The sequence below is a fragment of the Chloroflexota bacterium genome, assembly GCA_026389585.1.
Classification (GTDB): Bacteria; Chloroflexota; Dehalococcoidia; order UBA2247; family RBG-13-53-26; genus JAPLHP01.
The window spans coordinates 22,253-32,071 of record JAPLHP010000016.1 but is presented as its reverse complement, the minus strand read 5'-3'; the positions used below and the strand labels follow the sequence as shown (position 1 = coordinate 32,071).

The 9,819-nt window shown below is 52.0% G+C and carries 14 protein-coding genes; 4 read left to right on the top strand and 10 right to left on the bottom strand.

The genetic code is table 11. From position 1 onward, the window contains the following. Positions 1-213 (top strand): IS630 family transposase (locus tag NTZ04_01435; protein ID MCX5990987.1); only part of this gene is annotated, 213 nt, incomplete at its 5' end. Here NTZ04_01435 and NTZ04_01430 read toward each other — a convergent pair. Continuing rightward, positions 128-868 carry a hypothetical protein gene (locus tag NTZ04_01430; protein ID MCX5990986.1) on the bottom strand — a complete coding sequence of 247 codons (741 nt, stop codon included), beginning with the start codon at positions 866-868 and terminating at the stop codon, positions 128-130. The genes NTZ04_01435 and NTZ04_01430 overlap by 86 nt on opposite strands. Positions 869-1,478: 610 nt before the next feature. Between NTZ04_01430 and NTZ04_01425 the strand changes: the two genes are divergently transcribed. The 3 genes from NTZ04_01425 to NTZ04_01415 all read left to right on the top strand — a co-directional run bounded on the left by NTZ04_01425 (position 1,479) and on the right by NTZ04_01415 (position 4,230). Continuing rightward, entirely contained in the window at positions 1,479-2,666 is a 1,188-nt protein-coding gene (locus NTZ04_01425) for a hypothetical protein (protein MCX5990985.1), read from the top strand. A gap of 34 nt (positions 2,667-2,700) precedes the next feature. Next, positions 2,701-2,940, top strand: coding sequence for a hypothetical protein (locus tag NTZ04_01420; GenBank protein ID MCX5990984.1), 240 nt, complete (start codon positions 2,701-2,703; stop codon positions 2,938-2,940). 381 nt (positions 2,941-3,321) lie between these two features. Further along, complete coding sequence (locus NTZ04_01415) at positions 3,322-4,230, top strand: ArsA family ATPase (protein ID MCX5990983.1); 909 nt, start codon at positions 3,322-3,324, stop codon at positions 4,228-4,230. Positions 4,231-4,425: 195 nt separating this feature from the next. Here the strand turns inward: NTZ04_01415 and NTZ04_01410 are convergent, their stop codons facing one another. The 9 genes from NTZ04_01410 to ftsZ (NTZ04_01370) all read right to left on the bottom strand — a co-directional run bounded on the left by NTZ04_01410 (position 4,426) and on the right by ftsZ (NTZ04_01370) (position 9,790). Further along, positions 4,426-4,662: a hypothetical protein gene (locus NTZ04_01410; protein MCX5990982.1), complete on the bottom strand. Its 237-nt coding sequence runs from the start codon at positions 4,660-4,662 to the stop codon at positions 4,426-4,428. 285 nt (positions 4,663-4,947) lie between these two features. Next, complete coding sequence (locus NTZ04_01405; protein MCX5990981.1) at positions 4,948-5,145, bottom strand: hypothetical protein; 198 nt, start codon at positions 5,143-5,145, stop codon at positions 4,948-4,950. A gap of 93 nt (positions 5,146-5,238) precedes the next feature. Continuing rightward, on the bottom strand, positions 5,239-5,436 hold the full coding sequence (locus NTZ04_01400; GenBank protein ID MCX5990980.1) for a hypothetical protein: 198 nt from the start codon (positions 5,434-5,436) through the stop codon (positions 5,239-5,241). 81 nt (positions 5,437-5,517) lie between these two features. Then, complete coding sequence (ftsZ, locus tag NTZ04_01395) at positions 5,518-6,624, bottom strand: cell division protein FtsZ (protein ID MCX5990979.1); 1,107 nt, start codon at positions 6,622-6,624, stop codon at positions 5,518-5,520. Between the two features lie 148 nt (positions 6,625-6,772). Beyond that, positions 6,773-6,988, bottom strand: a complete 216-nt coding sequence (locus NTZ04_01390; GenBank protein ID MCX5990978.1) for a hypothetical protein — start codon at positions 6,986-6,988, stop codon at positions 6,773-6,775. A gap of 48 nt (positions 6,989-7,036) precedes the next feature. Next, positions 7,037-8,143, bottom strand: coding sequence for a cell division protein FtsZ (ftsZ, locus tag NTZ04_01385; GenBank protein MCX5990977.1), 1,107 nt, complete (start codon positions 8,141-8,143; stop codon positions 7,037-7,039). A gap of 135 nt (positions 8,144-8,278) precedes the next feature. Then, on the bottom strand, positions 8,279-8,482 hold the full coding sequence (locus NTZ04_01380; GenBank protein MCX5990976.1) for a hypothetical protein: 204 nt from the start codon (positions 8,480-8,482) through the stop codon (positions 8,279-8,281). An 11-nt stretch (positions 8,483-8,493) separates the two neighbouring features. Further along, positions 8,494-8,688, bottom strand: coding sequence for a hypothetical protein (locus NTZ04_01375; GenBank protein ID MCX5990975.1), 195 nt, complete (start codon positions 8,686-8,688; stop codon positions 8,494-8,496). Between the two features lie 58 nt (positions 8,689-8,746). Then, complete coding sequence (gene ftsZ / locus NTZ04_01370; protein ID MCX5990974.1) at positions 8,747-9,790, bottom strand: cell division protein FtsZ; 1,044 nt, start codon at positions 9,788-9,790, stop codon at positions 8,747-8,749. Positions 9,791-9,819 lie beyond the last annotated feature (29 nt).

Here is a 9,819-nt window from a genome sequence, read left to right as displayed (position 1 = left end):
TGGCTGAACCTTGTTGAGCGTTGGTTGGGGGAGTTGACGGAAAAGCGTCTGCGGCGTGGAAGCTTCGGAAGTGTGCCAGAGTTGATCCATGCCATTAAGGAGTACCTGACAATATCCAATGCCGACCCTAAACCGTTGGTGTGGAAAGCCTCCGCCAAAGCCATTCTTGACAAGCTCGCTCGTTGTAAAGCAGTTTATGAAATACTAGACTAGGTCTGTTCAGTGCTGTTGTGACTGTGCTGTCTCCATTCCGAAAGACCAGATTAGGTATTTCAGCTAGTTGAGCTTTGCCAACTGAATGGGCAGCCAAGGCGAGAATAGTCTCCTCGCCCTCAGCATAGGAGACTGCATCAAAAGCGTCGGTTCCCTTGAGGTGATAGAACTTATCCATCGTCTGGTCAATCAAAGGACCACCACCGTAGATTCGTAGGCCGGGGAATTCCTTCTTGAGACGCTGGGCAGTTTGTATGGAAGGATCGAGACCATCGCCGACCCAAAGCTTGAAGCCCACGAAGTCCGGGCTCTCCTGTTGTACAACGCCAACGACCTCGTCGGCAATCCGATGGGCTTCTTGCTCATGGTATTTGGTCAACGCTTGGTCGACATTCACTAGCTGGGAGGCGAGATTACCTTTCTGTTCGTCATTGAGTGAACCATAAGACGATATCTCAGGCCATAGCTGTCTCAGCTTTGTTCTCAACTGCTCGGGAACCAACCTTCTCATGGTGTCGATGGTTGCGAAGTCCAGTACTTTGACATGGTGACCTTCACTAACCAGCGAGCCGGCCAGGTTGGCCAAGCCGTTGTCTGGCATTAGTGAAGTGATGTCGGGATATCCGCAGTAACTGACCAGCAGGGCCCTCGCCATACCATCACCTTAAGGAGAATGTGTTTGCCTCCAGGCACACCCATCCCAATAGCCAAGTCACTCACGATGAGTTGCCCGGCGTTCCGATACAAACTGCTGCTATATTAGCACATTTGGCTTTAGGAGCCTAACTTGAACGCCAGGAGTCCGTCCCAATAATCGCGTAGCGGAGATATTTCGCCCCATGATCCTGACCAGACGTTCGCGATGCCCGCGTCCATGCGAGAATGGTTGCGCGGCACTCGCCCCTTCCACCAGGAACGGGAGAACGACCCCGACGCCGTCGTTATCGCCACCTGGACGTAGCATTCTCCGGTGTGTTCCCCAACGCCCCCCTTTGTATCCAAGCTGAGGTTGGGCTCGGACAGACTATCATTCTTGACATTATCCGCGACTCGTCTGTAGTATCTAGCCAGCTATAGCAGGATGAATGGGAGTGTGGGCCAGAGATACATGGTTGATTCATTGACCTAGGGAAGAAGGTCGAAATCAGCTTGATGTTCGAGCTGGCCGCCCGTCGTGGCCCGAATCTAGCTCGAAGGCTTGCCACATCGGCTGAACGTGGTTCTTGGTTGCCCCAGATTCCCTGCCAAAATAGGGTATTGTCGAAATGCAGGTCTTTGTAGACAACACGGCAATCCAATCTGCCGGCGGGTTCCTTGAGGGCAAGACCGTCGACGTGGTCAACCTTCACGAACTCCTGCAGCTTGCCACCCTCCTCGCATTTGCAGACCGTCTCGTAGTAGATAGCTATGGAGACGATGTAGTAGTATTGGCGACTCCTACGAGCGAGGTTCGAGCGCGGCTTCTTGGACTTGGCGTGACTCCAGAAACACTGGAGCTCAATAGAGTCGATGACACAACTTTCGTTGCCACTTGCGAAAGTGCTGCCAAGAGATGCGCTGATGACTTGGAATTGGCTTTCAACCCTCGTGCTGAGACGTTGCCTGGGCTCTATCCTTCGGGGCTGCGAACAGCTATTATCTCTACCCAAGTTGAAATCATTCGGCGGCTCTTGACACCAGGCATGTCAGACTCTGAGCTGAACGAGCATCGAGAGCAGGCTCTATCTTCAAAGAAGTTGGGTGCAGCAGCATTCATGCTGTGCTCATGTGAATCCCTCCGACATGCGGCCTCCAGACAGATGTCACGGTGGCCCCGCTCCGATGGCACCCTCATCCAACTTGATATGTTCTGCAGGGCTTACTTCAATGACTCTCTCGCTTCGAGCTACCAAGCTCGTTACACTCCGGCTGTCTCGCGGGCGCACCTTCTGCGAAAGGACAATGCGTTCCTGGTTTCGCACCTTGCAGGTGTAGTGGACCAGGCGGTCAGGAAACTGCGAGACGTTCCTCTGGGAGTTCCATCTATCGCCGGCTATCTAATTCTCAAAGCAAAAGGTGACCCGGCCGCACTCATATCAGAGGCAGTCCGGCTGAGAGATAAGACCCAAGATCTTAGACATTGGCTTTCGTCTAAGACCGATGCCCTGGATTTGCATGACTCAGGCTCGAAGTACGAAGCCAACAAGGTCATCCGGGAGCTCTCTACGCTCCTTGAGAAGGAATTGGGGTTGGTTGCAGCACCCCGGCTTCGTGATGCATTGGAGTTGAGTTTCGTTCTTGGCCTACCTGCGCCGAACCTTTCGGGTACTGATCTACTGGACTGGCTCGAGTACAGATGGAAAAAACGCAAGGTCATTGTTCTGACCGAGCTGTCAAAATCGCTTGCGTTCGCTGATGACGTGGCCATGTACTACCAGAGACTTTTGCGTACTTCCTCTGGCCCTGGCGCCTGATGACACCTTCACACGTGCCAAATGAGTAATCCCAATGCTTGCTTGTGCCAACGCTGCGTGGTGGGGAATAACAGTACTAGCTTACAATCTCAATTCGCTGATGAAGCGGCTGGTCATGCCTGAGGGATGGGCGCCAAAGCGGATGAAGGCAGTGAGGTTTGGCTTCATCAACATAGCTGGACGGGTAAGTAAGGCATGCCCGTCATCTCATCATCCGCTTGAGTGCAGATCATCCGGCCTGTGGGCTACTGCTGGAAGTGAGGCGACGCATTAATGCGCTGTCTCAGGACTACAGAGGCTTACCTGTGGCGGCGGGACCGCCATGATACTGGCCGATAAGTGACCAGCGGAAGAGTGATGCCATTCAGGCGGAAGGGGGAATAGTGCGCTTTTTTGGCTGCAGGCAGCCCCTTTCGGCATTCCTTGGCCGCTAAGAGTGGGGAAAGTCCTCCGATAACAACCCCCAGCTTCTGCTTACGGGGCATATCCCCGCTCCAAGACCGCACCAAGCCTCTCACCACACCGATAACGAAAACAGGTGGTGGATTTGGGTGGTAGTTGTGCCCGCCCAGTGACATTTTGGATCACCGCATGGAATTAATTGGTATCACCCCTGAGAGGGTGTTAGAATTAACTACATCGGACAAAATTGAGCATGGTAATAAGAACAGACGGACTGAACTCCCAGAAAGTCACCATGTTCTGTGGTAAGGGAGGTGTGGGCAAGACCACCTCTGCTGCAGCTACCGCTCTGCACCACGCTGCGTCTGGCAAGAGAACTATCATCATCTCCACTGACTTTACGCCCTCTCTGCGAGATATCTTCGAACTGGATTCTTCGGACAAGCCAGCCAAGGTCACTGAGAATCTGTACTTAGACGAGATCGGCTACAGCGACATAAAAGCGCTTTGGAGTAAGAAGTTCGGATCTCAAGTTTACGATGTATTCTCCAGTTTCGTTGATATCGACTACGATGAGTTTACGGGATTTGTTGCCACCATCCTTCCTGGGATCAGAGACGAGTTCATGGTTGACTATATCAGGGAGATCAGCGAATCTGGGGAATTTGAGAGAATAGTGTGGGATACTGCACCCGCAGGACAAACCCTGGGGCTCTTACGGATGCCATCCATTGTCAATGAACACCTTAAGCCCGCCGCCAGAATCTATTCGTCTTTGAAAACGACGCAAAAGATGAAACGCTCCGTTCTCGGATTAATCAGGGAGTGGCAGCAGCTTTCCGATAAGGACATGGCATTCCTGAAGAACGAGGTGGAGTTCAATCTTGTTACCATAGCGGAAGCCCTGGCCGTGCATCAGCTTGAAGATATATTCGGCGAGTTCAATGACTATGGCCTCCATATCAATCACATAATTGTCAATCAAGTGGTGCAGGGAGCAGACTCGCCGTTTCTTCACAGCAAGGCACAGATGCAACAACGCTACATCCTAGAGGTGGAGGACAAATACGGAGCTAACAACTCCTTGTTACTGCCCCTCTTCCCTTACGAGATCAAGGGAATAGAACGGCTAAAAGAGGTGGAGCGAAGGCTGTTTGGTTAGCAACCCATTGTGGTTCGAAGGCCTTTACAGGCAAATTTGGTCAGCAGGCAGGCTAGTGCAGTGAAATCTCACTGATCGAAGGCTGCAAGAACGAAAGATATCTTGGCTCCAGCCATCTACCTTTATGAAACCTGCCAGGCAAGGGGGGGACCTTGCTCCTCCTAGCCTGCCCGCTGGCACATATCTCTGGATAAGTCAACCAACTACTCCGAGTTTCCTTTGATCGCTTTCACAGTACCCTACCTTGGCAAAGTGCCTCTCCGTATAGTCACGCCGGAGCAGGGAGCCAATCTGTAGCGTTGTTCCCGCAAAGCGAGTGACATCAATAGCAAAACTATACCGGGTAGCGTAGTTATAGGCTCTGGTAACAGGATCAAAGCCGCAGCCGCAACCCTGAGACTGTTCTTGATTTTCATAGGCTACCCCCATCATCTCCCCAAGACAACCAGGACTGACATGCCACTCTTGTTAATAACGGATACCAAAAGTACTATTCTCCCTTTTTTCAATATCGCCTCCAGGCCAAAGTCATCAACCGGTATTACACAGCTCCCAGAGATAATCTCGCAGACTATGCCCAGGGACTCAATACGTCAATCGCTATTATGCACATGACAATAACCACTAGACCCCAAACCATTACTTCCGTCCTACTCGGCATTGCCCCTCCTTATCCCCCTCGTTGCTTTAAAAAGAGATCTGTTCAAAGAGGAATGGCTAGGAGGCCATTCTGCTCTGCGGCTCTTCACTTCCAAACGAGAGGATTACTGCGTTCCCCACCAGCACCACGCTGAGAATAAAGGCAATCAGCCTAGCGGCTGGAGCTGAAAACCAGGACCAACTGGCTATGTCTGAAAGGGCAAACAATAACAGTCCACCCACCAGCAGGTTGGCAAAGCTTAGTAAACGTGACATCTGATAACCTCCTTTTACAATTAGCTCAATGAATTAAGCACCATCAGTGTGCTCTCTACATCTTAGAAATAGCGCATCGCGACTTAAGGCTACTTAACGGCGGCGGGCCCAGAATTCCCCTCTTGCCAGGGCGAGATACACCGCATTCACCAGGAGTAATATGGCCAGCACAAAGGGAAATATCTTGGCTTGCGGATTGGAGAACATAACCCAATCCTGGCTTATACCGGACATGGCAAAGAAGAGTATCAACCCCGTCATCATGTTGAGCCATGACATTACCTGTGCCATCGTCTAACCTCCCGTTTCCATACTAATTACTTTGCATCCCCTTCTTATTTCTCACCCGATGCGCAGGGTATACTTCGGTCTCTATGTTGAAGCATATCCCATACCCAATCTGGTGAGTTTGCTCGGCTGAGCCTGAGCCGCAGTGCTCTTCAAGTTTTGCTTGACTCCGGATAACCAATTGCCTTCTACTGACGGCCTTATACCCGTAGCTACCAGATTGATTTTTACCTGGCCGATTAACTCCTCCCTGGGCAGGTTAATACCAAAGAAGATAAGGGCACGAGGGTCGACATGCTTGGAAATGAGAGAGGCTGCCTTCTCCACTCCTCCAAGGGTCAAGTCCGGGCCACCGGAGAAACAGAAAAGAACACCCTTGGCACCATTTACATGAGTTTCGAGCAGGGGTTCATAGATAACCTCTTCTGCTGCCTGTTCCGCTCCATTGGCACCCTTCCCCCACCCTGTAGCCATGAGGGCTACTCCCGGAATACCCATAACCCTCTTGACATCAGCCAAATCCACGTTTATCTCTCCAGGGATATTAATCAGCTCTGATATGGACATGATCCCCTCTGCCACCACCCGATCTGCTGCGGCAAAGGCTTTTTGAATCGGGACATCATGATCTCCCAAGCGGAGAAGGTGATCGTTGGGGACAATGATAGTGCTATTCACCTTCTCCATAAGACGACGGAGGCCAGTAAAGGCAACCTCTGTTCTCTTGTTGCCCTCGAAGGAGAACGGGGTGGTAACTACAGCGACAACAAGGGCACCACTCTCTCTGGCTATATCAGCCACTACCGGAGCTGAACCAGTGCCCGTGCCGCCACCCATGCCGGCAGTAATGAATACCAAATCAGCCCCTCTAATGACCTTCTGTAAAGCCATGCGGCTTTCCATTGCGGCCAATTCACCGACCTTGGGCTCACCTCCTGCCCCAAAACCCTCAGTGAGATGAGAACCAATCTGGATGGAATACTGGACAGACTGGGTATGTGATGCTAGCTCCAGGGACTTAATGTCGGTGTTGACCACAATGTAATCCACCCCTCTGAGCGTATGCTCGTACATCATCCGACGGACAGCATTGCAGCCACCACCGCCTACCCCAATAACCTTGATGTGCGCTATCGCCCTGACACCATCCCCCACTCTTAATGTCTTCTCCGCCTCTTCCATCTTTGGCATTTCCTCCATCCTATTAATAGTCTCTTCCCCCTCCACACGGGACTAGTAAAGAGGAGCTTCTCCATGCCTTGACACACAGACTGTCTCAGCCACTTCTGTTCTTAGAATTGCAGAAACTCATACGTTGGGCAGTTAGTCAGGTAACCTCTTATCTGTTCTCTCGTCGTCCCTGTCCGAGAACGAGATAACCGGAGCTGACAAGGGCCAAGACGCCGGCAATACAAACAACCACCTTAGCCCCCATGCTGTCGAAGTGGTTCCAGCCTGATATATGTGACAACACCTGGCTGAATACCCCTGACAAGACCAGCACTAACAGGAAGAATCCAATAACCACATTAACCATACCTAGCACACGCGCCATAGTAAATCCCTCCTCCTTTATTGCTCAAACTTCCCTAGTAAGTCTCAACTAAAACCATTTGCGATCTTTGGTCGCCTTGTCGATCTGCTGTCCCAGGCTCTTGAATAACCCCTTGGTCGTCGAGGTCATAGAGGGTGGCGGCGAAGACGAAGACGACGATGTTCTTATGCCTGATGCTCTTATGCCTGTAGCAATAACGGTAACCTTGGCCTTCCCCCGAAGCTCATCACTGAGGGAAGCCAGGCCGAACTTGAAATTACAATTGGGATCAGCTTCTCTGGCGATGGCTGTCGCTGCCTCATTGACCTCGCCGAGGCTCAAGTCTGGCCCACCGGAGAAACTGACCAGAAGCCCTCTGGCCCCTTTCATGGTGACATCGAGCAGAGGATTGGTGATAGCTTGTTCTGCAGCATCCATAGCAGGATGCTGTCCCTCACCATGGCCCATAGCCATGATAGCTGTTCCAGCCAGCTTCATTACGGCTTTCACATCAGCCAGGTCAACATTTATCTCTCCGGGGACATTGACAAGCTGGGATACGCTTAAGATCCCCTCGCTCACCACCCCGTCAGCCATGGCGAAGGCTTGGCTTATGCTGGCATTGTGGTCTGAGTATTGGAGAAGGCGGTCATTGTGGACAACAATCATGTTGTCGACCATTGACCTAAGCTTATCGACGCCTGCCATGGCAACCTCATCACGCTTCCTGCCTTCAAAGGAGAAGGGGGTGGTTACAACAGCAAGAACCAGCCCACCACAGGTCCTGGCTATTTGAGCTACTACTGGAGCTGCTCCGGTGCCTGTGCCTCCACCCATACCCACTGTGATAAATACCAGCTCAGCATCCTTGAGTGCTCGTTTGAGCAGAAACTCCGCCTCTGCAGCCGCCTGGCCACCAACCTTGGGATCTCCCCCAGCACCAAACCCATGGGTGAGATGCTCGCCGATTTGCAGTGAAATTGCTCCTCCCTGGATCAGGTCTAAGGACTTTACATCCGTATTAGCGACAATATATTCCACGCCAGGAGTCTGTTGAGTGCGCATCATGCGGCGGACAGTATTGCAGCCGCCACCGCCGACACCTATTACCTTGATCAGCGCCGGTGTCCTGGCACGGTCACCCGCTCTCATGCCTCCCCGCACTGTATCTATCATGCTCCTTGCCTCTCCCTCCTTTCATTAGATATATGTATCAAGAATCCCCGCTGGTTGTGGGGAGAGGGAGCCCATCCCTCTCCCCAAAAGTACAAAAGCTTGCTTCCCCTAAACGCGAGGCCGTTCATAAGGAGGCTAGGCCACTCCATCCCGCCGTGCCCATTGTCCTTCGCTTCCAAACGAGAGGATAACTGCATTCCCTACCAGCAGCACGCTTAGAACAAAGACAATCAGCCTGGCGGCGGGGGCCGAAAACCAGGACCAGCTTGCTATGTCTGAAAGTGCAAACAATAACAGTCCACCCACCAGCATGTTGGCCCAGCTTAACAAACGTGCCATTTCATGACCCCCTAACTGCGATGGCTCGAGATCTCTCCCTTTGCCACGGATAGGTATACTGCATTACCCAGGAGCAGTATGCCAACGAGGAAGGGGAATATCTTGGCTTGCGGCGAGTCGAAGATGACCCAAGTCGTTATATTAGACATGGCAAAGAAGAGTATCATCCCCGATACCGCATTGATCCATGATAGCAACTGTGACATCTCGTCTAACCCCCTTTTCGGTCTGATTCAGCCATTATTTTGTGTTATACCTCTACTACTAGTGATATGAACCAGGCCTCTTGTGCCCTGTTAGCACCTCTTTAATAGTCTCTCCCATTTCAGCCAGCCAGCTGGTGGGCAAAGGCGGATGTATGCCAGTGGCAATGAGCGTGATCTTCACCACATTCCTCATTTCTTCGCTGGGGGTGGACATACCAAAGAACATCAGGGCACTGCTATCCACTTCCCTGGCAATGAGATTGGCCGCATCGTTTACCTCACCCAGTGTTAGATCCGGGCCACCACTGAAATTGAACAGGATGCCTTTGGCTCCCTTTATGTCTATATCCAGCAACGGGTTCTGAATGGCTTGCTCTGCTGCTTCCTGCGCCGGGTAGCGGCTCTTGCTATCTGCTTTGCCAATGGCAAGGAGTGCACCACCAGGAATACCCATGACGGCTTTCACATCAGCCAGGTCAACATTGATCTCCCCTGATACATTAACCAGGTTAGATACGGCCAAAATACCCTCGGAAACAGCTTCATCGGCAACAGAAAATGCATGTTGCGTTGGGACGTTTGACTCACAGAATTGCAGCAGCCGGTCATTGTGAATGATGATCAGGTTATCTACTTCCGGTCTGAGTCTGCGGATACCCGTTAGAGCCAGTGAGAAACGTCTCTTCCCTTCAAAAGAGAATGGGGTGGTTACTACGGCGATGACCAAGGCCTTGCTTTCCTTGGCTATCTGAGCTACAACTGGAGCTGCGCCTGTCCCCGTGCCTCCACCCATGCCAGCCGTGACGAATACCAACTCGGCATCCTTAAGTGCCCTCTTTAATAGAAAACGACCCTCCTCCGCAGCCTTTGCCCCTACCGCCATGTCTCCCCCTGCCCCGAAGCCACGGGTGATATGCTCACCAATCTGCACCGACAGTACATCGGTGGGGCAGGAATCCAGCGATTTGATATCAGTATTACATACTATATACTGGACCCCCGGCGTCGGCTTCACCAGCATCCGCCGTACAGCATTGCATCCACCCCCACCCACACCAATCACCTTAATGGGCGCAGGAACCCTTGCGTCTCTTTCGTTCACTTGCTCCTCCTTCTCGATTTTCTACTTGT

Coding starts and splice junctions, on each gene's coding strand:
- NTZ04_01430 (MCX5990986.1), bottom strand. CDS start 868: ATGGCGAGGGCCCTGCTGGTCAGTTACTGCGGATATCCCGACATCACT.
- NTZ04_01425 (MCX5990985.1), top strand. CDS start 1,479: ATGCAGGTCTTTGTAGACAACACGGCAATCCAATCTGCCGGCGGGTTC.
- NTZ04_01420 (MCX5990984.1), top strand. CDS start 2,701: ATGCTTGCTTGTGCCAACGCTGCGTGGTGGGGAATAACAGTACTAGCT.
- NTZ04_01415 (MCX5990983.1), top strand. CDS start 3,322: ATGGTAATAAGAACAGACGGACTGAACTCCCAGAAAGTCACCATGTTC.
- NTZ04_01410 (MCX5990982.1), bottom strand. CDS start 4,662: ATGATGGGGGTAGCCTATGAAAATCAAGAACAGTCTCAGGGTTGCGGC.
- NTZ04_01405 (MCX5990981.1), bottom strand. CDS start 5,145: ATGTCACGTTTACTAAGCTTTGCCAACCTGCTGGTGGGTGGACTGTTA.
- NTZ04_01400 (MCX5990980.1), bottom strand. CDS start 5,436: ATGGCACAGGTAATGTCATGGCTCAACATGATGACGGGGTTGATACTC.
- ftsZ (MCX5990979.1), bottom strand. CDS start 6,624: ATGCCAAAGATGGAAGAGGCGGAGAAGACATTAAGAGTGGGGGATGGT.
- NTZ04_01390 (MCX5990978.1), bottom strand. CDS start 6,988: ATGGCGCGTGTGCTAGGTATGGTTAATGTGGTTATTGGATTCTTCCTG.
- ftsZ (MCX5990977.1), bottom strand. CDS start 8,143: ATGATAGATACAGTGCGGGGAGGCATGAGAGCGGGTGACCGTGCCAGG.
- NTZ04_01380 (MCX5990976.1), bottom strand. CDS start 8,482: ATGGCACGTTTGTTAAGCTGGGCCAACATGCTGGTGGGTGGACTGTTA.
- NTZ04_01375 (MCX5990975.1), bottom strand. CDS start 8,688: ATGTCACAGTTGCTATCATGGATCAATGCGGTATCGGGGATGATACTC.